Annotated in this window: 27 protein-coding genes and 1 pseudogene; 7 read left to right on the plus strand and 21 right to left on the minus strand. The window is 55.4% G+C overall.

Going from position 1 to position 23,741, the window contains the following annotated elements; genetic code table 11:
* Position 1: 1 nt before the first annotated feature.
* The 14 genes and pseudogenes from MWU60_RS00830 to MWU60_RS00895 all read right to left on the minus strand — a co-directional run bounded on the left by MWU60_RS00830 (position 2) and on the right by MWU60_RS00895 (position 9,695).
* Positions 2-940, minus strand: coding sequence for a GvpL/GvpF family gas vesicle protein (locus MWU60_RS00830; protein ID WP_247225147.1), 939 nt, complete (start codon positions 938-940; stop codon positions 2-4).
* Positions 927-3,032, minus strand: coding sequence for an AAA family ATPase (locus tag MWU60_RS00835; protein WP_281493173.1), 2,106 nt, complete (start codon positions 3,030-3,032; stop codon positions 927-929). The genes MWU60_RS00830 and MWU60_RS00835 overlap by 14 nt, the downstream gene beginning before the upstream one ends.
* A complete protein-coding gene (locus tag MWU60_RS00840; RefSeq protein ID WP_247225149.1) occupies positions 3,029-3,238 on the minus strand; it encodes a gas vesicle protein GvpG in 210 nt (69 codons plus the stop codon). The genes MWU60_RS00835 and MWU60_RS00840 overlap by 4 nt, the downstream gene beginning before the upstream one ends.
* A gap of 20 nt (positions 3,239-3,258) precedes the next feature.
* Positions 3,259-4,029 carry a GvpL/GvpF family gas vesicle protein gene (locus MWU60_RS00845; protein WP_247225150.1) on the minus strand — a complete coding sequence of 257 codons (771 nt, stop codon included), beginning with the start codon at positions 4,027-4,029 and terminating at the stop codon, positions 3,259-3,261.
* A complete protein-coding gene (locus MWU60_RS00850) occupies positions 4,026-4,568 on the minus strand; it encodes a hypothetical protein (protein WP_247225151.1) in 543 nt (180 codons plus the stop codon). Before MWU60_RS00850 ends, MWU60_RS00845 begins: the two co-directional genes overlap by 4 nt.
* Positions 4,569-4,723: 155 nt before the next feature.
* A pseudogene (gene gvpJ, locus MWU60_RS19565) lies at positions 4,724-4,885 on the minus strand (gas vesicle protein GvpJ); the annotation flags it as partial.
* On the minus strand, positions 4,885-5,193 hold the full coding sequence (gene gvpO / locus MWU60_RS00860) for a gas vesicle protein GvpO (RefSeq protein ID WP_247225153.1): 309 nt from the start codon (positions 5,191-5,193) through the stop codon (positions 4,885-4,887). The pseudogene gvpJ and the gene gvpO, both read right to left, overlap by 1 nt.
* 21 nt (positions 5,194-5,214) lie before the next feature.
* Complete coding sequence (locus MWU60_RS00865; protein ID WP_247225154.1) at positions 5,215-5,439, minus strand: hypothetical protein; 225 nt, start codon at positions 5,437-5,439, stop codon at positions 5,215-5,217.
* Complete coding sequence (locus tag MWU60_RS00870; RefSeq protein ID WP_247225155.1) at positions 5,436-6,356, minus strand: AAA family ATPase; 921 nt, start codon at positions 6,354-6,356, stop codon at positions 5,436-5,438. The genes MWU60_RS00865 and MWU60_RS00870 overlap by 4 nt, the downstream gene beginning before the upstream one ends.
* A 163-nt stretch (positions 6,357-6,519) precedes the next feature.
* Positions 6,520-7,776 (minus strand): 4-coumarate--CoA ligase, encoded by a 1,257-nt coding sequence (pcl, locus tag MWU60_RS00875; protein WP_247225156.1) that lies wholly within the window; start codon positions 7,774-7,776, stop codon positions 6,520-6,522.
* Between the two features lie 30 nt (positions 7,777-7,806).
* On the minus strand, positions 7,807-8,292 hold the full coding sequence (locus MWU60_RS00880; RefSeq protein WP_247225157.1) for a hypothetical protein: 486 nt from the start codon (positions 8,290-8,292) through the stop codon (positions 7,807-7,809).
* Positions 8,293-8,306: 14 nt separating this feature from the next.
* Positions 8,307-8,852 (minus strand): hypothetical protein, encoded by a 546-nt coding sequence (locus MWU60_RS00885; RefSeq protein ID WP_247225158.1) that lies wholly within the window; start codon positions 8,850-8,852, stop codon positions 8,307-8,309.
* A 12-nt stretch (positions 8,853-8,864) separates the two neighbouring features.
* Complete coding sequence (gene pyp, locus MWU60_RS00890; protein ID WP_247225159.1) at positions 8,865-9,239, minus strand: photoactive yellow protein; 375 nt, start codon at positions 9,237-9,239, stop codon at positions 8,865-8,867.
* A 15-nt stretch (positions 9,240-9,254) separates the two neighbouring features.
* On the minus strand, positions 9,255-9,695 hold the full coding sequence (locus MWU60_RS00895; protein WP_247225160.1) for a hypothetical protein: 441 nt from the start codon (positions 9,693-9,695) through the stop codon (positions 9,255-9,257).
* A 242-nt stretch (positions 9,696-9,937) separates the two neighbouring features.
* On the opposite strand from MWU60_RS00895, the gene MWU60_RS00900 reads away from it, so the two are divergent.
* Both MWU60_RS00900 and MWU60_RS00905 read left to right on the plus strand, forming a co-directional pair.
* On the plus strand, positions 9,938-10,390 hold the full coding sequence (locus MWU60_RS00900; RefSeq protein ID WP_247225161.1) for a hypothetical protein: 453 nt from the start codon (positions 9,938-9,940) through the stop codon (positions 10,388-10,390).
* Positions 10,391-10,428: 38 nt separating this feature from the next.
* Positions 10,429-11,028 carry a hypothetical protein gene (locus tag MWU60_RS00905; protein ID WP_247225162.1) on the plus strand — a complete coding sequence of 200 codons (600 nt, stop codon included), beginning with the start codon at positions 10,429-10,431 and terminating at the stop codon, positions 11,026-11,028.
* Between the two features lie 213 nt (positions 11,029-11,241).
* On the opposite strand, the gene MWU60_RS00910 is transcribed toward MWU60_RS00905, so the two are convergent.
* The 6 genes from MWU60_RS00910 to ugpC all read right to left on the minus strand — a co-directional run bounded on the left by MWU60_RS00910 (position 11,242) and on the right by ugpC (position 17,348).
* Positions 11,242-11,907, minus strand: coding sequence for a class II aldolase/adducin family protein (locus MWU60_RS00910; protein WP_247225163.1), 666 nt, complete (start codon positions 11,905-11,907; stop codon positions 11,242-11,244).
* On the minus strand, positions 11,900-13,036 hold the full coding sequence (locus MWU60_RS00915; RefSeq protein ID WP_247225164.1) for a Tm-1-like ATP-binding domain-containing protein: 1,137 nt from the start codon (positions 13,034-13,036) through the stop codon (positions 11,900-11,902). Before MWU60_RS00915 ends, MWU60_RS00910 begins: the two co-directional genes overlap by 8 nt.
* Positions 13,036-13,908, minus strand: coding sequence for a carbohydrate ABC transporter permease (locus MWU60_RS00920; protein ID WP_247225165.1), 873 nt, complete (start codon positions 13,906-13,908; stop codon positions 13,036-13,038). The genes MWU60_RS00915 and MWU60_RS00920 overlap by 1 nt, the downstream gene beginning before the upstream one ends.
* Complete coding sequence (locus MWU60_RS00925) at positions 13,905-14,819, minus strand: sugar ABC transporter permease (RefSeq protein ID WP_247225166.1); 915 nt, start codon at positions 14,817-14,819, stop codon at positions 13,905-13,907. Before MWU60_RS00925 ends, MWU60_RS00920 begins: the two co-directional genes overlap by 4 nt.
* Before the next feature lie 81 nt (positions 14,820-14,900).
* On the minus strand, positions 14,901-16,244 hold the full coding sequence (locus MWU60_RS00930) for an extracellular solute-binding protein (protein WP_247225167.1): 1,344 nt from the start codon (positions 16,242-16,244) through the stop codon (positions 14,901-14,903).
* 30 nt (positions 16,245-16,274) lie between these two features.
* The gene (gene ugpC / locus MWU60_RS00935; RefSeq protein WP_247225168.1) at positions 16,275-17,348 is read right to left on the minus strand and encodes a sn-glycerol-3-phosphate ABC transporter ATP-binding protein UgpC; all 1,074 of its coding nucleotides are present in this window, start codon (positions 17,346-17,348) and stop codon (positions 16,275-16,277) included.
* Positions 17,349-17,495: 147 nt separating this feature from the next.
* Here ugpC and MWU60_RS00940 point away from each other — a divergent pair, with 147 nt between their 5' ends.
* The 5 genes from MWU60_RS00940 (at position 17,496) to MWU60_RS00960 (ending at position 22,259) form a co-directional block, all read left to right on the plus strand.
* The gene (locus MWU60_RS00940; protein WP_247225169.1) at positions 17,496-18,152 is read left to right on the plus strand and encodes a GntR family transcriptional regulator; all 657 of its coding nucleotides are present in this window, start codon (positions 17,496-17,498) and stop codon (positions 18,150-18,152) included.
* A 94-nt stretch (positions 18,153-18,246) separates the two neighbouring features.
* On the plus strand, positions 18,247-19,176 hold the full coding sequence (locus tag MWU60_RS00945) for an N-acyl homoserine lactonase family protein (RefSeq protein ID WP_247225170.1): 930 nt from the start codon (positions 18,247-18,249) through the stop codon (positions 19,174-19,176).
* Positions 19,173-20,018, plus strand: a complete 846-nt coding sequence (locus MWU60_RS00950) for a TIGR01459 family HAD-type hydrolase (protein WP_247225171.1) — start codon at positions 19,173-19,175, stop codon at positions 20,016-20,018. Before MWU60_RS00945 ends, MWU60_RS00950 begins: the two co-directional genes overlap by 4 nt.
* Positions 20,019-20,022: 4 nt before the next feature.
* Positions 20,023-20,982 (plus strand): class II aldolase/adducin family protein, encoded by a 960-nt coding sequence (locus tag MWU60_RS00955; protein WP_247225172.1) that lies wholly within the window; start codon positions 20,023-20,025, stop codon positions 20,980-20,982.
* Entirely contained in the window at positions 20,979-22,259 is a 1,281-nt protein-coding gene (locus MWU60_RS00960; protein ID WP_247225173.1) for an FGGY-family carbohydrate kinase, read from the plus strand. The genes MWU60_RS00955 and MWU60_RS00960 overlap by 4 nt, the downstream gene beginning before the upstream one ends.
* Before the next feature lie 64 nt (positions 22,260-22,323).
* Here the strand turns inward: MWU60_RS00960 and MWU60_RS00965 are convergent, their stop codons facing one another.
* On the minus strand, positions 22,324-23,736 hold the full coding sequence (locus tag MWU60_RS00965) for an FAD-binding oxidoreductase (protein WP_247225174.1): 1,413 nt from the start codon (positions 23,734-23,736) through the stop codon (positions 22,324-22,326).
* Between the last annotated feature and the right edge of the window lie 5 nt (positions 23,737-23,741).

The following is a 23,741-nucleotide window of genomic DNA, read 5'->3' on the forward strand; positions in this document are numbered from 1 at the left end:
TTCATGCGACCTTTTGTACCGATTTGGCGTGGGCCGCACCTTCTGCCTGGACCGTACAAAGCATCAATGCTTGGTCAAATGCGCCCACACGCACAGCGGCCTCAACAACTGTCACAGCCTGTTTGATTTGGGCGGCGTCCTGCGGTGTTCGTAGCAGGGCATCCCGGCGGGCCTGCTGAATGGCGTTGATCGTGATCTTTTTGTCTAGGCCGAGCCGATCAATCGCATATCTAATCTCAAGTGGGGTGATTGGCGCTATGTCAAGCAAAGCGAAAGATGCGGCAGGGGACGGACCAATTTGTTTGATGAGGAAGCCGTCGCTCCAGATACCATCAACTAATTCAATAGCTTGATCGAGTTTATCGGCGTGGTTGGCGGGCAGTAACACAACAGTGTTGATAAGCATGTCTTCAGCACAGGGCAGATGCAGCAAGTCGGTCGAGACACCATCAAGGATATCTGCAATATCACTGTGCAGCCGTGCGGCCAGCGCTGTAATTCCCAGCGTCAACGCATCTTGGCTGGTTTGGCCAGATTGAAAGATTGGCGTTATTTCGGGCGCGCTGCGGAAATGATCCAAGACCCCCGGTGGTGTCCAACTCACTGATACCTGAAATTGCACCATATCGCGCAGCTGGCCAGCCAGTCGATCCAGAACAGGTTGATTTGCGGTGACGAAAGCCGTCAATTCATTGATGTCCAGATGGCACCCGGGGCGAAAGACAAGTAGCGGCCCCAGCGGCATACATGCTTCAAGCAAGGATTGGCGAACGGCCGCATCTTGCAGCACCTGCCGACGACTTTGCGGCAACGCAATTGTTGGGCGTTTACTTTTTTTCAGCACGGCTGTGAAACCAGCGGCGGTTACAAACTGCAGGCGATGATCGGGGGCAGGTGTGTCGACGGTCGGGAGAATAGCAAGGATTTCATGAGACGGCACTGGATGACCCCCCGGTTGTAATAAAGTCTTGGAGGCGGGATGCATCTGACACCGCAAGCGCGGCCAATGCTGTCTTGAAGTCTGCCATTGTGATAGCCGGATCAGTTGTCTTTTGTGACATCGCGGTACGTAGTGCCGACCGCGCGGCACTTTTCGTCAAGGCCGCGAGCGTGGCACCCGATGTGCCTTCAGTGTTGCGCACGATTTGATCAAGATCCACATCCGGCGCAAGCGGCAAGGTGTTGCAATGGACCTGCAAGATTGCGTGTCGCGCATCGGCGTCGGGCAATGGGATCGGGACGATAATATCAAACCGACCCGGCCGCGTAAGCGCCGGATCAATGGCCGCCGCCCGGTTTGTGGCAGCCAGAACAATCACGTCAGTGTTGCGCGACAGGCCATCCAACTCAGTCAGCAATTGCGCGACAATCCGGTCCAGCACCGCATCCTTGCCAGTCCGGCGAGGGGCCAGCGCGTCAAGCTCATCAAAAAATATCACGCATGGGGCGGATTGGCGGGCCTTTGCAAAAATGTCGGCGACGGCGCGTTCTGCATCCCCTAAGAACTGTGACATGATGCGACCGGGCCGGACGGGGATGAAGTTCATCCCGCTTTCAGTGGCCAAGGCGCGTGCCAAAAGTGTTTTGCCGCTGCCCGGTGGTCCGGACATCAGCACACCTGCAACAGGGTTTAAGTTGAGCCGGGCAAAGCTGTCTTTGTGTTGTTGGGGCCAAATGACCGCTTCGGTCAGCGCGTCTTTGACGGATTGTAGCCCACCGACATCGGCAAAGCTGACCACCGGCGTTTCGACGAAAGTGTCGCGCAAAATGCTGGGGCTGGTGGCAGCAAGGCCCTGTTTGAGGTCTTCTTGGGTAATGAAAAGCTCATCAATGCGAAGCTTATCTTCACCGCCCGCCTTTGTGACAGCGCGGTCCAAGGCCGCAAGCGACGCTTCGCGCGCGAGCGCCGCAAGATCTGCGCCGACATATCCGTGGCTGTCCTGGGCAATTGCATCAAGGTCGACGTGCGGATCCAGTGGGGCATCACGCAGATGAATGGCAAGGATTTCATGGCGTTGGGCCTTGTCAGGCGGACCAAAGCCGATTTCGCGATCAAACCGACCGGGGCGGCGTAAGGCGGGATCAAGGCTATCGGGGAGGTTCGTAGCAGCCATCAAGATGATGCGCCCGCGTTCCGACAGTCCATCCATCAAGGTTAGCAACTGTGCGACAATGCGGCGTTCAACCTGTTTTTCACCAGACAGGCTTTCGCGTTTTGGGGCGATTGCATCAATTTCATCAATAAAAATGATCGCGGGCGCATCTTTTTGCGCGGCATCAAACACCTTTCGCAGGGCGGCTTCGCTTTCGCCGTAGTGTTTTGAAACGATCTCCGGTCCGCTGATCTGAAAGAAGGCGGCTGATGTTTTTGCAGCAATACTGCGTGCGAGCAGCGTTTTGCCAGACCCCGGTGGTCCCGTGAACAGCACACCGCGCGGGGCAGAAACCCCCAACCGCGTAAACAGTTCCGGGCGCAATAGCGGGACCGCAACCATTTCATGTACACGCGCGATTTGTTCGGTCAGGCCTCCAACGTCATCATAGTCGTTGGAGGCCGTCGGCTTTTCGCTCAACGACAGGCTTGTTTTTTCATTGAATAAGCCAGCCGGTGAAGGGTCTAACGCAAGCACCTCTATTTGTGCAGTGCGTCCCATGGGTAGTGTAACTTTGATCACGTCACCCAGTGTCAGTGGCAGATCATAAAGCGTTTCAGACAGATCCTGAACGTCGCTGGTGGTTGTGCCGGACAGTTTAACAAGCACCGTGCTGAGTGGTATCAAGGCGGCCGCGCTCACCGTGACCTTATCGGCCCAGCTGCCACCTGCATTTTGTGCAAGCTCTTCTGTCGTCTCTATCTGGTCACTGCCACGGGGGGCGGGCATGACGCGGGCGTGCGTGGTACGTGTGCCGGAAACTGCGACGGTATCGCCCGATTGCAGACTGAGTGTTTGCAGTTTGTCCATTGGGATACGTACCAATGCGCGTCCCTGCTGCGTTGGCTTGGCAGGATGGAGGGTCAGCTTGATCTTCAAGGCTGTGCTTTCAGCCGTACCAGAAGATCGGTTTCCGCTGCATCATAATCTTCCTCGCTAATTTGGCCTGACAAAAGCTGTTGCTCCAGCTCGTGCAATGTTTGGCGCAGCGTAGCTGGATCATTTAATTCGCGATTGGCGGCTTCTTCCACCTTACGGGCAACCCAAAGGGTGCCATTAACCGGTGCTTTGATGGGTGCCGTCAAAAGAGTGCGCAAGATCCCCATCACGCGGCGGCCTGATCAGGATCAAAAGCAAGATTGAGCCGCACAAAGTTATACATCGGGACCGGCCCGATGATCTGAATTGCCGGGTCGCAACCGGGTGCAAAATCGAGGTCGGTCGCGGCAGTCGCGACCGCGGTTTGAAACGTCTCTTGCTGCGTTTTATCAATCAGGAATTCGACACGTAAGACCTCAGCATCCGTTTCGGGGCTGCGCAGGACATGATCACGGCAGAGTGGCCGAAGTGCTGATATCAGCTTGCGCTGTGCAACGCCCCGCCGTCGATCCAGATGTTCGGCCAGCTTGCCGCCAAATTCAGCCATGGCAAAATGCGCTTCTGGCCCTCTGGACCGCAATGCGTCGCGCGCGGCCGATAGCGTGGCATTGGCGTCCAGTGTCGCGGCGAGTGCGGCGTCACGGGTAAATGACACCCGGACCCCCAATTCAATGCCGCCACTCACTTTGTCAAACTCCGACTGAATGGTGCTAGCGCGGGTTTCAATCAGCGCAGTCACTTGTTCCAGAGTGTCTGCAACCAGACCAAATCGGGCGGGCAGGACGGTTCCCAAGGATAGGACATGTTCAAGCACTTTGGCATGGGTCAAAAGCAGCCGTCGTTTTGGTAAGATTTCCTGATTGTCGTGATCAGAGTATATCAGCGTCCAACCATTGAATTGTATCAACCTGATAGGTCCTTGCAGGCCTTCGGTGTCAGCAAGTGCAGCGGCTACCGGAGAAAAAGGACCTTGGACCAGCCCGTAAAGGTAAATCATGCAGGATCCACCTTCTTAACGTGGAGGGTCAGGATGCCGTTGCGCAATCGTATCTTGATGTCCGTAAGGTTTAAGGGGGCGTCAAGCGCAACCTGCACATCATAGCGGCGGGGGCCTGTTGTTTTGATAATGAGCGTGCTTTCATTCTGGGAAAGCTCCAGATCTGTGCGCTTAACACCAGGCATATCTGCCGTAAGAATCCAGTCTGCGACATCTTCGAATATCTCGTAGGGCAACGACCTGCTATCCACCTCTGCCTTTGTTGGCTTGGCGCGATCTGGATTGACAGGCTGCGGCGTGTCGGCGGTGACGCCTTCGGTGTTGAGACCACCCATACGCAGCCTTACCCCTGCATGTGCTCTAACCGGTCCTTTGGATGTTTCAAAGACTTGATCGCGCATGACGGCACCGGCATTACCCTCTTCCAGACGCGAGACGACATCACCGATGGCATCACCAAGCGCGCCAAGAAGCCCGTTCAGACCTTCCTCGATACGTGTGGAAGTATTTTCAGATGACGGTTTTTTGTAACGTGACATCAAGCAACAGGCCTTTCTTCAATTTGGGTCGCGAGCTTCGCCTCTAAGGCATCAATACGGGTCAAAAGGGATGCATTCTGCGTTTCCAACGCATCTGCCTGAGCAGACAAACGTGGATCGTTTTCCCACCAATTGATGCCCATTTCCTTGGCCTTATCGACAGTCGCAATCAAAAGCCGCAGTCGGATGGTTAACAGTTCGATCCCGACAAGCGAAATTGACACATCCCCCGCAATCACTACACCTTTATCGAGGATACGTTCCAATACGTCAGCCAGACCATCGCCCTGTGCGGGACCCTGAATATCATATGCCATCAGGCGTCCTTATCCTCGCGGTGATAACGACGAAGCCGATTGAATTGAATTAGGTTGGCCTGCGCGTCGATTTGCACCTCATAGGTCGCAAGCAGGTCATTGTCGCCCATACGTGCAAGGCTTTCTATGACGTCCAATGCGACTGTCCATACCGTTTCCGCACTGCGCGAGCATTGGACAATTGAATCGATGTCCTGACCTGTCATGCTATTGACTGCGGACTTTGCTGCGGCGATTGCCTCTAACATCGTCAGTGCACTGTCATCGCTCTGGGCCGTTTTGAACTGATCTTTTTCTTCGTGCTTCATAATTCTCGTTCACTGAATGTTCTATACATTCAATATCCCCATCAGAATCTTGCGCTGGTCTGTGTTGCGGCTCAGCTCTTGTTGATAGCTCTCCGCGCGGTTGTTTGCTTGGTCGATGCCCATTTGCAGTCGTGCGGCGTCAAACTCCAATCTGACCAAGTTGATCGCGGCATCCTTTGGCGTGCGTGCGCTGGCGCTACTTGCCATGCGTGGGCGCTTCGGCATTTGGGTCTTGGGTCGCTTCATTGGGCCACCTCCTTTTGGGCTGTTTGGCCGAGGTAATTGGCGACTTGGCCGGTGGTGACTTTAACGCCACGTCCGCTTAAAACATCGGCAGCGATCTGCGCCAGAAGCACGTCTGACAGGCTTGCAGTTCGCAGGCGCATGGCCGAAATCTGGGCAATCAGGATCGCGGCACGCATGGAACATGCCGTTGCTGTATCGCTGAGGTCGTTGACGAGTTGAACAATCCGCATGCTAAGCTTTGTGGACAACCCCGTACGGGCTGCGACGATGCCGCTTTCGGTCTCAGGCGAGTAACGGGCCATTTGGAATGTCACCATCCGATCAAGCAAGGCATCCGGTGCCATGTTGACGCCCGCGTAATCATGTGGGTTTGAGGTTAAGATGATCCTAAAATTCGGATGCGCTTGGATGTTGTCATCGCCTGCCAAACGATCCGCAACCACCAGCACACCCTCCTCAAGAACGCTGAGGAGAATACCATTTGCCTTTGCGTTAGAGCGGGTGAACTCATCGTAGACCAGCGTATGACCTTGTAGCATCGCGTCGGCCAGGATCGCATTTTCCCAGTCATAGCGTATTGTCGCCTCGCTTCGGCGGACCCGTTGCACGTATTTGTCCACGACTGAGTGGGTCGATTGGCCGACTTGCTTGCCGACCATGTCTTCGATGCCTAACCAGTCATTTCCGGTCATAATACAAACAGGGCGACCCAAGCGTTTTGCTATTTCCATGGCCACGGCAGTTTTGCCGCGCCCCGCTGTGCCCTGAAAATGAATGGGAACACCGGACCGTGCATAAAACAGCCCGCGGTGCAGCAGCGCCGTGATTTCGTCATTCTCGAAAAAACGCGCGTTACCCTGCAGTCCCAGCCACGGATTATATGTCTGGTCAGCATCGTCCAGCTGTAGACCTTGCATAGGTTGTTGATACTTGCTCAATCTTGGTCCTGTTCTGACACGATTAATGATTTCCGGTGGCTGTAGGTTCTGACATCCGGGTGAAGTTTTTATTAACTTTGATCTAAATCTCTGCAGATTTGCTTGCCTCGTTATGAGGTGGCTAAAGCAAATCTGTGGCCATCTAGATCCAGCTCCCGATTTTGCCAAAGTCACAGCGTGGAAATTGATCGCTATATGTAATGCTGTCTGGCCGAGCTGCCGGTGCCAGATTTGCGCTCACATGGTTTTGCACCTCGCGCGCGACAGTTGCGCGATCTTGGCCGTTCTTTGGGATGACAAAGGCTTTAAGCCGCTCGTTTTCAAAGCGTACATGCACAGCGCGAACATTGGCTGCTTGGGAAATGACCTGTTCCACGTGTTGAGGGGATACATTTACGCCGGCGACTTGGATGACCTGGTCAATGCGTCCGGCGAGGCGAAAGTGGTTCTGGCCTGTCCAGACAAGGTGGTCCTGCAAATCGAGTGTTGTCTTGTTGGCTGATCGGTGACGCACTATGCCGTGATCTTGTGTCAGATGCGGCAAAAGTGTGAAGTCGTCGTTTTGTACTTTGCGAAACCCGATTCCTCCGGTTTCTGTTGCCCCATAGATTTCCATCAAATCTGCGAGATGCAAGCGCCCAACAGCGGACCAAGTCAGTGCATTTGATGGGCCTGCTGAAGTGACACCGAGAACGTCCGGTGGCACCTGCTGCCCGGACTTGACCAATCGTTCCCAAATGAAAGGTGTCGCTATAATGATATCGCCAGATCGTGCTTGTCTGATGACGCTTGTGGGTGATTTTTGATGCAGGTCGACAGTTTCAAAATCAGCAAGCGACGGTAGTAAGCACGAAAAGAGGAAGCCGTAGATATGATGCGGCGGGACAAGCGAAAGGATGCGCGTGCTATCCTCTTTGTGGCTGAGCATAAGTTCAAGAAACATGCGCGCTTCGGCGCTCAACGTTGTAACTTCATGCGTTATGACGGAAGGATTGCCAGTGGAGCCCGAGGTTTGAAAAGAAAAGGTTGCATCATCGCCACATAGGGCAAGATGGTGAAGAACGAGTTCCACCCAATCGCCAATTTTTCGTTTCACTAGAAAATAGTCGTCGACCCCGGAACTGTGCAGGCTAAAAAACTGGTTTACACGCAAGACGAGGTCGAGTCGGGAAAGGCTGTCAAAGCCTAGTGATGTTTCGTCGACAGTCAAAGCGTCGATCTCGGCCTCAGTTCGGTTGAGGGTCAAAAGCGGCACCGCGCAATTCTTGCTCAAGGTGCCTTTTTTGATCAGCATCGACTGCTCAACAGCTATTAAGCTGAGTAGCAGCCGCCGGACGCTGTCGCGCGTCAAGACAGCAGTGCTGGCTGGTTCAGTTTTTTGGATGAAACTAGCAGTCATGTCTTCGATTGCTGCAGCCTTGCGCTATTCCTAGCTGCCATTTTCAAGGTCAAACAGGAATTCACCGACAAGACTGCGGTAATGGTGCCGTGCGTCTGCAATTTGCGCAATCATTTGCAATGCAGTTGCTGCCGCTTCTGCGGCGGGTGCATCGACTGATCCCAAATGCAGTCCAACTGGTACATCATGTGCGGCATCATAGCTTGTCAATTTGTCGATGGCGGCGTCCAGTGACACGGACTCCCAAGCGTTGACACTGTCTTGCTGGTCTTCCGCCTGATGGAATAAACGTACGGCGGTCACGAAGCTTTGTTCAACGGTGCGGTAGATATTGATCTCGTACCAATAAGGAATGGCAGATGTGTAGCTCATTGCCATGGCCAATTCTGAACCTTCGAAACGCAAAGGGCGACCGCCTGCGCGTTTGATATTGTACGACATCGCCGTCTGAGAGAATTGCGACACGCTTGTCGTCATTGTCGGATCTGACTGGGCAACTTCCATCATAGTCGTCATAGGTTTTTCCTTTCTTAGGACACAGGTTCAAACTGGATGCTGTGCGATGTGATTGACTGAAACTGGTATAAAATCTCGGTGAACATATCTGCAGGTCGTGAAGACTGTGTTACCGACGCGGCAGTTTGGGAGAGTGTCTTGCACCACTCCAAAAAGAGCGATTTTGGCGTGGCCGGATTTATCGTTGTAGCAAGAAAAACTGACCGGGTCGGTGCATCAGGCAAAAGCTCCAAGCTTAAAGATGCAACCAGCGCATGCGGTGAGCGGAGGTAAATCAAAACGTTTTGTCGACCTGACAGATTACCTACACATAAATCACCAGAGAAGTTCAGAATTCGCAGACCGTCAAATACCATGGGCTGTGTGCCGTCATTGCGCAGGCACACACGCTCCCAGTGTAATTTGCGCGTTACAACAGCCTCTTCGTGCGCCGGTGCTGCCGCCGAAGCCAGAGGCAAGGGCGGCCCGCGGTAACGGTCGCCAATCACTCCAGCGGCGCGCAGATCTCGTAAGGTTTGCGAGATCGTCACGCTGATGTCTATCGGTGCGGGCTGGTGCATTCGATCTAACGCTTAAGTACGCTTGACAAACATCCAGCAGTTTTGCCCATCGGGCTGCGCTTTAAGGTGAATTTTCACACCAACATCAGCACCCTTGTAGGCGAACTTATAGTCAAACATCACATTCAGTTGGCCGGTGCGGTGGAATTTCAAAAATTCACCATGGAACCGCTTGCCTTTGGCGCAGGGTGCGACGTCGTTGAAGAAGTCTTTGCCGATCATTTCTTCAGGCGTACGGCTTGCGATCAAGCCTTCAGCTTTGTTGTATTTTACGATCTTTCCGTGACGGTCCAACATGACTGCGCCGAACGGAAGGTATTCCGCGCGCTGTGGTTCGCGGTTGAGAATGTTATCAAGGTCTTGGCTACCGAAGGGGATGATTTCCATGTTTTTGTCCTTGCTCTAAGCTTGTGTTTCGGTTGTCGCGTCATCGCCGTCGTGATCGTTCTGCAAGAACGTATCTGCACGGGTAAGCGACATGTCGTGAACGCGTTTCAGAGCTTGATCGCCAAACTCTTCTTGCTTTTTTGCGCGGCCTTCCGGGGCAGCCCATTTATAATCCATCTTTCCGACCGTCACGATACACTGCGGTATGAGGTCAAACCGTTCCTTGAGTGCATATTTGGCCGAGTCGACCTCAATCGGTTCAACGGCTTCGAATTCGACCATCGCGTTCAGTTCTTCGACAACGCTTTCCGCTTCCAGGCGCGCTGTGTTTCCGACAACTTCGGCGGCGGCCAGAAGAACCCATTCCGGATGTTCGCCCCTTACGATGAGATTGCGACTGGGGTCCCGGAATTCATATTGACCGTCAGCTTCGCTTAGGCGTCCAATTTCATTCATTACTTTGCTCCTTTCGGCGCAACGCGGGGCTTTACAAACCGCATTGCTTTGCGAATGACCCCTTCAATCGTGGCGAATAATGAACATTTCGCAAACTACCGAAGAAAATCGCGATTTGTTTTGGATTGACTGAACAGGTGTCGTGTTAAGCTGTTTTGCGTCGTCCAGTCATTAACGTCAAAGTAACCGCCCGCCTGATATGCAATGGTGATGTGCCAGAGCTTTGCAATATGACGGTCTGTATGACAAACGAACTTGGGTCGCCTGATGTGCCGGTAGATGACCCGTGGGAAATCACTGTTGTGGCACGCCAGAACAAGCCGCCTTTGCGGTTCAAAGGGCAGCGTATCGCACGCGTCAGCTGCGCGCTGACACCGCACGCCGACATCTTTATTGACGTTTGGTTGCGCAAGAAGGGCGACTGCGTTGTAGCCTATAGTGATGTGGTCGGTGGGGTTATCAAACCTGATGCGCTGGTGCTTGCGGATATTTCTGATGTGGCCGATTATTTAGAAGACTTGGGGCGGCGCACCATGATCCCAATGTCGCAATCGGCCTTTCCAGCCGCATTAAATGACATCCTGCAATCGGTGGGTTTTCAACGGCAGTTCGGGATTCTTATTGGCGATCTGTTGGCGGTATTGGATCCGCTCTGCGCACCTGATCTGACTATCGCATCTGACAGTGAGGTATGAATATGCAAACGGAAAACTATAAGAAACGGGCGGTCGACGTGAGACGCTCTGCCCGGGCAAATCTAATCGAAATCCGCAAAGCACGGATGGCAAGGAAGTCTGCCATTTCCGCCGACAACAACCGCTTGGTTGCGTCATTTGAAGAAGAACAGACTTCGCAAAGCGATCCAACGCCGCAGGACGCGATTGTAACGGCAGCAGCAGAACCTGTCGAAACTGACTTGGTTGCAGATGAGGCGATGAGCACTGCGATTGAGGATGATGTGCCGGCGGAAGAAGCAGGCGACATTCCAGAAATGGATAGTCTTGATGAGTTAGCAACCAAGAATGCGGCTATGCCGGAGATGGAAACGCCGGAGATCGAAACGCCGATCGCGCCGGTTGAGACTGTGCCTCAGGCAGAGCCAACCGAGGCGGATGTGGCGCCCAAAAGCTTGATTGAAAACTGGAAGGAAAGCGACTTGGCCGCGTTACCCGGAGCGGGTCCTGGCCTGATCTGGATGTTGGCACAATGTGACATTGATAGTTTGGCGACACTGGCGACGCAGGATGCAACAGAGTTAGCGGCACGCCTTGGTGTTGTGGGTCAGATTCTGGATGTCGGTCAATGGATTACTTTTGCGCAAGAATATGGATGAGGCTATGGCGCGCCGTCTGCCTTTGACTTGGCATGCTGCGACAGACAGGAGGCGGTTTTGCTGACAGGGGAGTCTTCCAAAGGGGCACGTGGTTGATTTGTTGCTGCGTAATGCGATGCCTTTGATCCGGTCCCCACTTCGGAACGTTTTTGCTGCATGCACGTACTTAAAATTGTTTTAGAACGCCAACTCTTGGGGCTTTGCCGTACAACCCTACGTCATGGCGCCGGCACGCGCATCTTTTGCCGTGCCGTAGGTGGGCAAATCTGCGGTTGTTTTCCCATGCGCCGCCATCAATGTGTCGCGAACAAAGGCAATATGCGCGGTCTCTTCGATGATCTCGGCCAAGTATTGCGCTGCCGTCAGTGTTCGACCAACGCCGATAGTGCCGTGGTTGGCCAATACAGCAGCGCGTATGGAGGTGTCTTGAAACACCGGGCTGATCTCAACCTCGGTTTGTGGACCGCCATTTTCGGATAGTGGAATAAGCGGCATGCGCCCTATTTTCTCAATGGTTTGGACCGTAAGACAGGGTATCTCGATCCCGGCGCTCGCAAAGCCGGTGGCCCATGGGCTGTGGCAATGGACGATAGCATTGATGTCAGGTCTGATCCGATACAAATCAAGGTGAAAATCCATATCCTTGGATGGCTTGAAGGCGGATGGTTCGATAGTCCCATCCAAATGGACCACTTGCAGATTGTCGCGGCTGCATTCGGCAAAGCCAACACCTGATGGTTTGATCACGATAGCCGGTGCTGACGAGAGCCGGATCGACAAATTGCCACCCGCATTGGTTTGTAAACCCAGATCAAAGCAGCGCTGTGCAGACCAGATTAATGCATCTTTTTTGGCTTCGATGTCTGATGGATCAAGCATTTGTGTCGTCCTTTGTGATGTCATTGAGTGCTGCAACGGCGGCCTCTGCCACCGCGGCGTCATTGATGTGCCCGTCAAGTCGGGTCAGTGGCACATGGGTTTCCAGTGCATTGGCAAATGCAGCACGCAGGTCGGGGCTTTCAATCGCGCCACCCGGACGGTCTTCGGAGGAAAAGCCGCCCATCGGGATCAGTACCCGCACGGGCCCGGTCGCTGCCTTCAAAGCGGTCCCAAGGATATTGGCGCATTTGATGATCTCAGCTTCGCTGCATTGCACATGCGTAAACAGCGGTGAATGCGAATAATGCGGGCGCGCAAGATAGGATTCCGGCATCAGCTCTGGTGCGCCCATCCCGATGAAGTTTACGCCGCCGGGTAATACGACGCGGGGCAGGTGGCCTGTGCTTGTGAAACGGTCAGGCATATCCGCCGCCACACCCGCGATGTAGCAGCGCGTCAGTTCGTGCGGAGTATAGTCGACCACCGATTTGAACGCGCCGATCTGCGCCCAACGACTAAACGCAGCTCCGCCAAATCCGTTGGCATGAAAAACGGTAACTTCTTCGCCTTGCGCCTTTAGTGCGGCGCAAAGTGCATCGGTGCCGGGTCCCGTGACACCCAGCGCAGTGACGCCAATTGACGGGGCCAGTGAAGCCGGACCCGTTGGCAGCGTTGCGTCATAAAGCCCGCCAGTGATCGCCGCTGCCCGGTCCAGTGCCGCGCGCGTGGTCGCATTGAGCCCGCAAAGATCTGCGATCGTGGGGACCAGCACGATGGCACTGTCAGCGATGATGTACCGTGGATCGAAGGGCAGGGTCGTGACCAGCACTTTTGGCATCGCGACAGGCAAAGAGCGCAGCACGCGGATCGCAATCTGGCCACCTGTGCCACCGCCAATGGCGACGACCATGCGCCGTCCGGTTTGAGGTTTATGCGAAATCTCAGAGATGGCGCGCTCTGTCGCCTCTGCCATCCCCGCGATCTTTTCCTTTGGTGACCAATGCGCGCCGCCTGCGTGCAGGGAAATGTCGATGGTTTCGACCGGCACGCCCAAGGCTGTCAGCGCCGTGATTAAGTAGTCGGCCTCTTCCTGCTTTGTATCGTAAGTGGCCAGCAGTAGGACGCTCATTACCCTTTCACGGCTCCTGCGGTCATGCCGGTGATGATCTGGCGGCTGGCAACAAAGGTAAAGATGATCGGCGGGATCGCAAGCAACATGCCTGTCGCCATGATCACACCCCAGTCGATGTCGAATTCGGTCAGGCTGTTAACGATTGTGACGGGCACGGTGCGGCTGTTGCGGTCTGCCAGTGCGTTGGCCAACAAGAATTCGTTCCATGCCACCCGGAAGGTAAAGATTGAGGCGGCCGCGATGCCGGGTTTGATCAAGGGCAGGACCACGAGAAAGAAGACCTGAAAAGGGCCAGCGCCGTCCATGCGTGCCGCTTCTTCCAACTGGATTGGCACCTGCACGATAAAGCTTTGCAGGATCCAGATGACGAATGGCAGGTTCAGCGCGACATAAACAAGAACAATCCCGCCGCGTGACCCGTCTATGCCGAACTGAAAGGTCCAGATGCCAAACACTGGCACCAGCAAAACCGCAGGTGGCACCATACGCATCATCAGCGTCCACAGCGACACCACATCGCGGCCCATAAACCGGAACCGGACCAGTGCATAGGCGGCCATTGTGCCGATCACCAGTGTGATTGCGGTGGAAACCAAACCGATTACCAGCGAGTTGACCAAAGCGCGCCCGAAGGTCGGATCGCAACGCCGCAGATGTTCGGGCTCATACCAAAGGAAATCGCAAAGGGCTGTTTCATAGTTGCGCAGTGTCGGCATGAACAGCAGGCTGGAGCTGTCGGACATGATATCGACATTCAGTTTCAGCGATGTCGCCAGCATCAGGTAAATCGGTCCGATGGCCATGACGACCAGCGCGATCAGAAGTGCATAAAAGGCCGGGTTCTGGCGATCATAGGTCTTGTCGCTCATACCTCTTCCTCCACTTTGCGCAATCGGGCCATGCGGGCGTCTTGTGCCTTGTTGTAGATGAACATTGTGAAGGTCAGGATCAGCAGCACGATCAACAGCAGGTTCGACATGGCTGCGGCCTCGCCCAATTCCCGGAATTCAGACGCGGTGCGGTTGATACGAAGCGACAGGATTTCAGTCGATAGACCGGGTCCGCCATTGGTCATCACAAGGATCACCTCAAGCACCTTGAAGCTGTCGATCAGACGCAACAGCAGGGTAACAATCAGCACCGGCAGCATCAGGGGCAGTTTGATGTAGATGATCTGTTGCCAGCCTGTCGCGCCGTCGATCTTGCTGGCCTCAATGGCCGAGGCAGGCAGGGATTGCAGGGCCGCCAGCGACAGGATGAAGATGAACGGGGTCCATTGCCAGACGTCGGCAATCACGACAGAGGCAAAGGCCCAGTCACCATCGGCAAGCCATGGGATCGGGTCAAACCCCCAGTCGGTCAGCGTGCGGTTAAAAATGCCCACGGTCGGGTGATACATATAGCGCCACATCAAACCCACAACGATGGGTGCAATCATCATTGGTAGTATAAACAACGTGCGCAGTACTGACATGCCGCGGATATTGCGATCCAGCAGCAAGGCAAGACCCACGCCAAGGATCATTTCGATGGTAACCACGACCATTGAAAACTTAATCGTGACCCACATGCTTTCGCGGAAGGCGGCGTCGCTGAAAAGCTTGGTATAGTTGCGCAGGCCAATAAAATCCGCCTCACCAATACGTTGGCTGGGGTTCCAGTCCAGAAAACTGGCGTAAATCATATAGCAGATGGGATAAAACAGCGCGACGGCCAGCACGATCCCGGCGGGGGCCAGAAACAGATAAGGCGTCATGCGATTGGCGCGGGCTGTGCTCATGATCCGGGGGCTTTCTGATACGGCGCGGGGCGAAAATGGGAGGGCCGATGCGCAATGCACCGGCCCACCACTTGGGAGGTTTTACTGCCAGGTATAGTAACCGGCTTCTTCCATGATTGCGCGTGCACGTTCGGCCACCCCATCAAGCGCTTCTTGCGGGTCCAGACCTTCGGTCAAGACCTGGCTCATGGTTGTGCCGATGTCTGCGTTGATCGTACCCCACGTCGGGATGATCGGACGCCAGTCCGGGTCAGCATATTGCAGCGCCTCACCGAATGTCGCCGAATAGGGGTATTTCTCATTCAGCGCGGCATTCTGATACGTCGAGAACCGGGACGGGTTCCCGCCGGCCATCGCAATCGCAAGGTCCTGCTCTTTGCTGGTCAGCCACTGCATCAAGAGAAACGCAGCCTCTTTGTTTTGAGCGTTTGACGGGATACCGATACCAAAACCACCGGTCTGTGATCCACGGCGGACACCTTCGGGGTGCATTGCATAGCCGACGTTACCTACAACAGTGGACCGGGTCGGATCCTCAAACCCGGCTGCAAAAGCAATCGAATCCATGAACATCGCAGCTTGCCCTTGCTGGAACGCAGCGGCTGCTTCGGCAGGGCCGAATGTTGTGCCACCCTCTGGGCCGCAGTCGACGATGGTTTTCAATGCGTTTGCGGCTGCAACACCTTCAGGGCTGTTGATGATCGGGTTCCATTCCGCGTCAAACACACGACCGCCAAGAGGGGCGAGGTGCAGCAAGAACGCGTGGCTTGCCTGGTGACCGGATGCCGCACGTGATGCCATGCCGCCCATTCCCGGCTCTAGCTCAGGAATTTGGCAGGCCACTTCCAGCAACTGGTCATAGTTTGTCGGCACCTCGATGCCGTGCTTTTCAAAGATGTCCTTACGGTAGGCCAGAACGGATGTCTCGGCACCGAACGGAATACCGAAAAGCGAACCGGTTTGACCGGGCAGATAGCCCTTTTCACCACCGGCAACACCAATGTTGGCAACATAGCCGTCGATCAAATCGGCAGCGTCATAGTTTGGGTCCGCAAGGCGCGGGTTCATGAAGTATTTGGCAAGGTTTTCCAACTGGTCAGCGAAGACATAATCCGCCTTGGAAAACACAACATAGGCGATGAGGTCATAATCGCCTTCGTCCTTCGTCAGCTCAAGCGTCTGACGTTCGCGCATCCGCAGGTACTGCAACTGGTCGACTTCTACTTCGATACCTGTCTGCTCTGTAAACTCAGGCAGTACTTCCAGCACAGCGTTGTAATGCGGGTGTGCGGGGAAGTTCACGACCAGCGTCGTGCCTTCATAAGGGGCATAGACGTCGGCCGTATGGCCATCGGCATAAGCGGCCGTATAGGTCAGGGATACGGCGATCGCCGCAGACCAGACTTTCGTTTTCGTTACCTTCATATCATCCTCCCAGATGGTTTTTTGCGGGCTTCAAAGCGCCGCTTCGGTTTTGGGATCAAAGAGATGGACTTCATCCCCTTGCACCGTGAATTCACGTTCTTCGCCGGCACGGATAGGCGCGACGGTATTGATTTCGATAGATACACGCTGACCACCCAGCTCAGAGATCAGCACGGATTGCGCGCCGATATATTCCGACAGGATCACCGGCATTTTAAGACCACCGGGTCCTTCGGCAAAGCTTGACGGGCGAATGCCTATGTGAATGTTGCGGTCGCGGTGGGCTTGCAGCGCGCCTTTGCGCGCGTCAGGCAGTGGGATGGAAAACCCATCACCCTTGGCAAACAGGGTGCCCGCATCATCGACCAATTCAGCGTTGAGGAAATTCATTGTCGGCGAGCCGATAAAGCCCGCAACAAATTTGTTGGCGGGACTGCGGTACAACTCTTCTGGCGTACCGGCTTGCATGATCTCGCCAAACTTCATGACGACAATCTTGTCGCCCAATGTCATCGCCTCGACCTGATCGTGGGTCACATAGATCATGTTCTTCTTGATCCGCTGTGACATCAGGGCCAATTCAGCGCGCATCTGTCCACGCAGTTTGGCATCCAAGTTTGACAGCGGTTCATCGAACAAAAACGTGCCTGCATCGCGCACGAGCGCACGACCCATGGCCACCCTTTGACGCTGACCGCCGGACAATTCCGCAGGCTTGCGATCCAGATAAGCGGTCAGGTCCAAAGTCGCCGCGACGTCTTTCACGCGCGCTTCAATGTCGGACTTGTTCATTCGCGCAAGACGCAGAGCAAACGACATGTTTTTCGCGACATTCATATGGGGGTAGAGCGCGTAGTCCTGAAACACCATCGCGAGGTCGCGTTCTTTCGGTTCAAGCAGTGACACATCACGATCCCCGATCATGATCTGGCCGCCTGTCACGCTTTCCAAACCAGCAATCATCCGCAGGGTCGTGGATTTGCCGCAGCCCGAGGGGCCAACCAAAACGGTAAACTCACCATCTGCCATCTCAAGATTGAGATTCTCGATCACATTCACTGCGCCGTAGTCCTTGCGCAGTTGTTGGAGCCGTATTTCGGGCATGTGGCGTTTACTCCCCCTTGTCGCGATCAAGGAATATCACTTTGTATACAAAATCAACCAAAATTATCCAAAGTGACGACTTTTGGTGGTTTTGGTCAGGAAATCATGCTACGGATGTGGCATCGCAAGACATGTTAGGATGCCAAAATGGACCGCCCCACAGCCAATTCGCGCGAATCTACCGGACAGAAAATCGAAACTGTTCTTTTGAGTGACATCGCTGCGGGGTTGCTGCAACCGGGCGAGCGTCTGGACGAAACAAAGTTGGCCGAACGTTTTGGTGTATCGCGCACCCCTGTGCGCGAGGCGCTGAGCCGACTGACTGCACAAGGCGTTTTGGTCGCCGGAGAGAAGCGCGGTGTGCGTGTTGCGCAGTATTCGCGTGATGAACTGGGGCAGATGTTTGAGGCGATGCAAGAAATCGAAAGTGTTTGCGCACGCCTTGCAAATCAACGCCTTACGCTTCTGGCCCGGTCCGAGATTGAGGCGGCGCAATTGCGGTGCAAGGCCGCGGCTGACGCCAATGATCGGATCGCCTACATCCACGCCAACGAGGCGTTGCACCTGTCGATTTATCGTGCCACTGAAAACCCCTACATCTTTGAATTGGCCTCTGACTTTCGCCGCAAGACTGGTCCCTTCCGCGCCAAAAAACTTGAGACACAAGCCGATCTTGTTGCCTCGGTTGCTAATCATGAAATCCTACTCGCCAAGATCTTTTCAAGCGATACACAGGTTGCTGTTGACGGTATGCGCCAACATATGACCGAAAGTTTTATGCGTGTTTTGGCGGTCAATAGTTAGTCAGATGACGCTTTTGTGGTGAAATCGACCCCTTACTGTAGACAGTTTTATATTTTTGTATACAAACATAGGCGACTCATTATCGGAGGACCCTATGGGCATTGCTGAGACAAAGATTTACCCGATCAACACAGGCTGGCTCGAAGCTGACCTTGGCACCTATATTTTCTGGAAGGGACCAGCGGGTAAGAAAATCTGGAACCCGGTTTATTGCCATTACGTCGATACCGGCACCCATAAGATCCTGATTGATACTGGCCTTTGTGATGAAGAACGCGCCACCAAGTATCACCATAAATGCGACAAACGCGGCTGCCTTCAGGTGCATGAGCATCTGGAACAAAAACTTGGCGTCCACCCTGATGAGATTGACGCGATTGTCTTCACGCACCTGCACTGGGATCACGTCCAGAACATGAAGCAGTTCAAGAACGCGCGCTACATCGCGCCCAAGGCCGAGATTGAAATGGCCTATAACCCGCTGCCGCTTTACTACCGTACTTACGAATGCGGCATTCTGGATATTGAACCGGCCTATGCGGGCTGCGTTTTTGAGGCGGTCGAGGATGAATGCGAGGTACTGCCGGGCATCACGATGTTCCATACGCCGGGCCACTCGGTGGGGCATATGGCCGTGTCGGTCGCGACCTCTGCGGGGGATATTGTTGTTGCAGGTGATGCGATTTTTCAGGAACGCAACATGGAACCGAACCCGGATGAAAAGTGGCGTTACTGGGTACCTGCGCGTTTCGTGAACAGCTTTGAGGGTTGGAAATCGGTTGAGGAGCTGGACAAGCGTGCAGACTACATCCTTGCCTGCCATGACAAGGTGGCCAACGCGCGCTCTGACGTGTTTCCCTACGAGGGGATGCCGATCCGCAAGCGCCGTCAGGTGATCCCCGGCTATCAGTTCTACTTTGGCGATATGCCTGCTGGGGCGGTGGATAAGGCCGCGCCCGCGTTGACACAAGCCGAGGCCGACGCCTATATCGCCGCGCTTGTGCCGCCAACGCCTGATCCGTGACCCAACAGATCGCAAGCATCGCTGCAATTGCAGGTCAATTCGATGCGATTGTTCTGGACCAATGGGGCGTGTTGCATGATGGCAGCAATGCCTATGAGCTTGCACAGGCGACGGTCGATGGCCTGCATGATACCGGGATGAAGCTTGGCGTCTTGTCCAATTCAGGCAAACGCGCGGCCCCCAATGCGGCGCGTATAGCCACGATGGGTTTTGATGCCGCAGTATTTGATTGTGTCATGACCTCGGGCGAGGCTTTGTGGCAGGTCTTTTCAGGCGACAGTCCCCCTGCGGCGCGTCTTTATCCAATCGAAGGTCAGGCCGGTGATGCGGCGGTGTGGGCCGCAGGGTTGACGATAGATCTTGTGGATACGCCGGCATTGGCCGATGCGATCTTGTTGATGGGGTTGCCCGACGGCACAGGACCAGATGACTATGATGGGCAACTGACGGCAGGTCTGAAACAAGGGTTGCCTCTTTACTGTTCTAACCCAGACCTGACATCGCCGCGTGGCGGGGGCACTTATGTGATGTCGCCGGGTGCTTTGGCGCATCGGTATCGTGACATGGGCGGCACCGTATATTTCTACGGGAAGCCACATTTGCCGATTTTTGCAGCAATGCAAGCAGCACTTGGCTGCCCGCCTGAGCGCATTTTGATGGTCGGCGACAGCCTGCACCATGATATCCTTGGGGCACAAACCGCCGGATGGGGCAGCTTGCTGATTTGTGCAGGTGTGCATGCGCCCGACCTAAGCGACGCGACACTGGCCGATGATCTTGATCGGCTGGCGCAAGCGGCCGGTATGGCAGCACCCGACTATGCACTTCCAGATTTAAGGTAAGACGATGGATCACTTGCTTACACCTGCCTTCCGCGCGTTTTCAGCCGAATTGGGTCAAGACCCGTTGCGGGTGCAAGGCCCCGGTGGCAATACCTCGATCAAGTCAGGCGACGTGATGTGGATCAAGGCCTCTGGTACTGAATTGGCCAATGCGGAAACAGCGCCGATTTTTGTGGCGGTGGATCGCAATGCTGCCAAGGCAGAGGCTGGCGGGGTAGGGGACGGCAGCTGCAAGACAACTGTGCTGGACCCCGAAAACACCCTGCGCCCATCCATTGAAACCACGTTTCACGCGGCCCTTGATTGGCCGGTTGTGGCGCATACGCATTCGATTGCAACGCTGGTACACGCGATCAGCCCGCAAGGACGCAAAGCGGCGGCTGAAAAGCTGCATGGATTGCCCGCGGTCTTTGTCCCCTACGCCAAACCCGGCCTGCCGCTGACCCGTGAGATTCTGAAGCGCATCACGCCTGAGACGCAGGTTGTTGTGCTGGAAAATCACGGGCTGATCTGCTGCGGTGAAACAGTTGCAGAGACATCAGCGATCATGGCCGAGGTCGAAACCCGGCTTGCGATGCCAGAGACCCCGCGTGCGCCAACGTCTGACGGGCCCGCCCGATTAGGTTTTGAACGGCTGGCCGAAAGCTGGATGGCCTTTGATGAACGGGTCAGCGCACTGGCGCTTGCCGGGTCGTATTACCCTGACCACGTAGTGTTTCTTGGCCCTGCACTGCCTAAATCGGATGTAGATCAGGACCGTCCTGTGCTTTTGATCCCGCAGCAGGGGGTTTATCTACGGGCAGGGGCGACCCCGTCGCAACGTGCGATGATCCGTTGTTTGTCCGATTGTCTGGGCCGGTTGCCCGCCGATTGGACGCCGCAGGCGATTGGTCAGGCCGCCGAAGCCGCGCTTTTGAATTGGGACGCCGAGAAATATCGCCAAGCGCTGGCCGAACGGTCATGACGACCCTCAGCCTTGGGATTGATATCGGGACATCGGGTGTCCGCACGGCTGTCTTGGACGAAATTGGTGCCGTGGTCGCGACCGCGCGCGCGCCGCATGTGCCTCAGGACCTTGCGCGTATTGATGCGATGGGCTGGTGGCAAGCCGTGAAGGACTGTCTGAAAGCGCAATTTGCGGCGCTGGACGCGTTGGGTTTCCAGCCAGGCGACATCGCGCGGATCGGTGTTGATGGCACATCAGGCACGATGGTCTTGACCGACTCGGATTTGCGCCCTGTCACCCGGGCACTGATGTATAACTCCGCCGGGTTCGACGCAGAGGCCGCAGTTATCGCGCGTCATGCCCCCGACGTTCATATCACGAAAGGTGCTAATTCGGCACTGGCGCGTGCCTTGCGATTGCAGGCTGAGGATACGGCGTGCAAGGCTGTGCATCTGTTGCATCAGGCAGATTTTATCACGGCGCATTTATTGGGGCGCGGTGGCGTGTCGGATGACAATAACGCGTTGAAAACCGGGTATGATCCTGAAACGAAGGCTTGGCCTGCGTGGTTTGCTGACACAGGCTTAAACGTAGATCTGCTGCCGACGCCTGTGGCGGCTGGGGCGCATATCGGACCGATATCGCCCGGTATCGCGCAAAAGCTTGGCCTGTCCGCTGATACGCAAATCCACGCGGGCACAACTGACAGCATTGCCGCGTTCTTGGCGGCAGCGCCTTTGAAATTGGGCGCTGCGGTGACATCCTTGGGGACAACACTGGCGATCAAAATCCTCAGCGAAACCCGTGTCGACGACCCCTCGGTTGGTCTGTATTCGCATCGTTTGGGTGACTTTTGGCTTGCGGGTGGTGCGTCAAACACCGGTGGCGGTGTGCTTGCAGCACTGTTTTCAGCGGAACAACTGGCTGCGCTGTCCAATGAGATTGATCCCACAAAGCAGAGCCCCCTAGATTATTACCCATTGCTGAAACCCGGCGAGCGGTTCCCAATTAACGACCCGGATCATGCCCCCCGAATGACGCCACGCCCGGATGATGACGTGACCTTTCTGCATGGGCTTTTGGAAAGCATCGCGCGCATCGAAAAGCAGTGTTATGACAGTATCGCCGCACAGGGCGGCGCCTTGCCAACGGTCCTATTCACGGCAGGCGGGGGCGCACAAAACGCTGTTTGGACGGCCATGCGATCAAGGGTGCTTGGGATGCCGTTGCAAAAGGCCGATCAAACCGAAGCCTCCGTCGGGATCGCCCGGTTGATCATGCACGATGCTTTGTAAGGTCGCTATCCGCACGCTCTTTCAGAGCAACACCTACCATCGCGCGCCATATGCGTGTCTTTGACTACGGTCTTATTGATTGGGCATGCTGAAATACATCTTCCGGATCATAGTGCCGTTTTATCTGCTGCAACCGCGCAAGATTTTGGCCCCAGTATTGCTGCGCCCAGTCAGTCAGGCCCCGATCTGGATAGTTGACATAAGCACCGGGCACCGTCGCGGGTACTAGCGTGGCCTGCACCTCTCTGAGTGCGGCATCAGTTTCAGCCGCGTCGTCTTGGGTAAGATCATTGACCTGAATTTGCACCAGGAAGCTGCCGGATCGACGATGTACATAGGCCGTCGCATCCGGTGACAGATCATCAATTGCTCCACCCAGAACTTCAATGCTGACTGAAGGCTGATAGGATATGTGGGCATCAAGTGCATTCAGGACATTCGTCCAAATGCCAGTATCAGTGAAAGCGCCCAGATAGTTTGAAGCGGCGCGTGTTTCAGTCCGCGGGTCATGGGCGCGGGGCCAGACCTGTTCGGCGATATCGTCGAAACTGCCCTTCAGAACAAAGGGTTCCGTAAGGCTAGGGGCGAGGCTTTGTAGGTCAGCGATTGCCTTATTGCTCGCGGCCTCCGGTGTGGTTGCAACCATGCGGACCCGGATGCGCGCGCGACCGGGCGCGTGACTGCTCAGATAAAGATAGCTGCTGATGGCGGGGTCAAGTGCCTCATTCAGGCTTTGCCAGCCGGCTATGAACTGCGCGGCAGTGGTATGATCAAGTATCCAGAAACTTTCAGCGAAGGTCGCGGTTGGCACATGTTGCAGCCGAAAGGTGAAGTCAGTCACGATGCCAAAGCTGCCAGAGCCACCGCCGCGCAACGCCCAAAAGAGATCAGGGTTTTCCTTTGCACTGGCCGTCACGATCTGCCCGTCGGCCAACAGGACACGCGAAGCAGTCAAGTGATCACAGGCCAGCCCAAAGCCCCGCGATAACACGCCAAGCCCGCCACCACCGATATGCCCGCCAATGCCAACGTTCTGGCAATAGCCTGCCGGCAGCACTTGGCCTGTGGGTGCGGTGGCCAGATTGGCATCGCCCAGCGTTGCCCCCGGTCCGGTGCTAAGTTGGGTGTCGCCGGTTAGTGCGACGTGATTGAGGTGGCGCAGATCAATGATCAGGTGATCGCTTTGCGACAACCCTGCAAAGCAGTGTCCGCCGCTTTGAATGCTGAAGGGCATGTCGCGGTCCTGCGCCCATCGCAGGGCTTGGGCGACACCTGCCTCGGTCTGGCACAGGGCGCGGTGGGCAGGCGTTTTGGCGGTCCTGCGATTATAGGCGCTGGTATCGGTGCTGCGATCAGCGTCAGTTTGCCAGATCAGATCGGCGTTACCGCCGCTCTGCGCATGCAGGAGGCCGGGTAGGGGCAGGTGCATGGCCGCCCCGGCCAGACCGGTCAAAACAGAACGGCGTTTCACTGGCATCGGGA

The sequence above is a fragment of the Yoonia sp. F2084L genome, assembly GCF_023015625.1.
GTDB lineage: Bacteria > Pseudomonadota > Alphaproteobacteria > Rhodobacterales > Rhodobacteraceae > Yoonia.

Coding starts and splice junctions, on each gene's coding strand:
- MWU60_RS00845 (WP_247225150.1), bottom strand. CDS start 4,029: ATGATTTACCTTTACGGGCTGGTCCAAGGTCCTTTTTCTCCGGTAGCC.
- MWU60_RS00850 (WP_247225151.1), bottom strand. CDS start 4,568: ATGTCACGTTACAAAAAACCGTCATCTGAAAATACTTCCACACGTATC.
- gvpO (WP_247225153.1), bottom strand. CDS start 5,193: ATGAAGCACGAAGAAAAAGATCAGTTCAAAACGGCCCAGAGCGATGAC.
- MWU60_RS00865 (WP_247225154.1), bottom strand. CDS start 5,439: ATGAAGCGACCCAAGACCCAAATGCCGAAGCGCCCACGCATGGCAAGT.
- MWU60_RS00870 (WP_247225155.1), bottom strand. CDS start 6,356: ATGCAAGGTCTACAGCTGGACGATGCTGACCAGACATATAATCCGTGG.
- pcl (WP_247225156.1), bottom strand. CDS start 7,776: ATGACTGCTAGTTTCATCCAAAAAACTGAACCAGCCAGCACTGCTGTC.
- MWU60_RS00880 (WP_247225157.1), bottom strand. CDS start 8,292: ATGACGACTATGATGGAAGTTGCCCAGTCAGATCCGACAATGACGACA.
- MWU60_RS00885 (WP_247225158.1), bottom strand. CDS start 8,852: ATGCACCAGCCCGCACCGATAGACATCAGCGTGACGATCTCGCAAACC.
- pyp (WP_247225159.1), bottom strand. CDS start 9,239: ATGGAAATCATCCCCTTCGGTAGCCAAGACCTTGATAACATTCTCAAC.
- MWU60_RS00895 (WP_247225160.1), bottom strand. CDS start 9,695: ATGAATGAAATTGGACGCCTAAGCGAAGCTGACGGTCAATATGAATTC.
- MWU60_RS00900 (WP_247225161.1), top strand. CDS start 9,938: ATGACAAACGAACTTGGGTCGCCTGATGTGCCGGTAGATGACCCGTGG.
- MWU60_RS00910 (WP_247225163.1), bottom strand. CDS start 11,907: ATGCTTGATCCATCAGACATCGAAGCCAAAAAAGATGCATTAATCTGG.
- MWU60_RS00915 (WP_247225164.1), bottom strand. CDS start 13,036: ATGAGCGTCCTACTGCTGGCCACTTACGATACAAAGCAGGAAGAGGCC.
- MWU60_RS00920 (WP_247225165.1), bottom strand. CDS start 13,908: ATGAGCGACAAGACCTATGATCGCCAGAACCCGGCCTTTTATGCACTT.
- MWU60_RS00925 (WP_247225166.1), bottom strand. CDS start 14,819: ATGAGCACAGCCCGCGCCAATCGCATGACGCCTTATCTGTTTCTGGCC.
- MWU60_RS00930 (WP_247225167.1), bottom strand. CDS start 16,244: ATGAAGGTAACGAAAACGAAAGTCTGGTCTGCGGCGATCGCCGTATCC.
- ugpC (WP_247225168.1), bottom strand. CDS start 17,348: ATGCCCGAAATACGGCTCCAACAACTGCGCAAGGACTACGGCGCAGTG.
- MWU60_RS00940 (WP_247225169.1), top strand. CDS start 17,496: ATGGACCGCCCCACAGCCAATTCGCGCGAATCTACCGGACAGAAAATC.
- MWU60_RS00945 (WP_247225170.1), top strand. CDS start 18,247: ATGGGCATTGCTGAGACAAAGATTTACCCGATCAACACAGGCTGGCTC.
- MWU60_RS00955 (WP_247225172.1), top strand. CDS start 20,023: ATGGATCACTTGCTTACACCTGCCTTCCGCGCGTTTTCAGCCGAATTG.
- MWU60_RS00960 (WP_247225173.1), top strand. CDS start 20,979: ATGACGACCCTCAGCCTTGGGATTGATATCGGGACATCGGGTGTCCGC.
- MWU60_RS00965 (WP_247225174.1), bottom strand. CDS start 23,736: ATGCCAGTGAAACGCCGTTCTGTTTTGACCGGTCTGGCCGGGGCGGCC.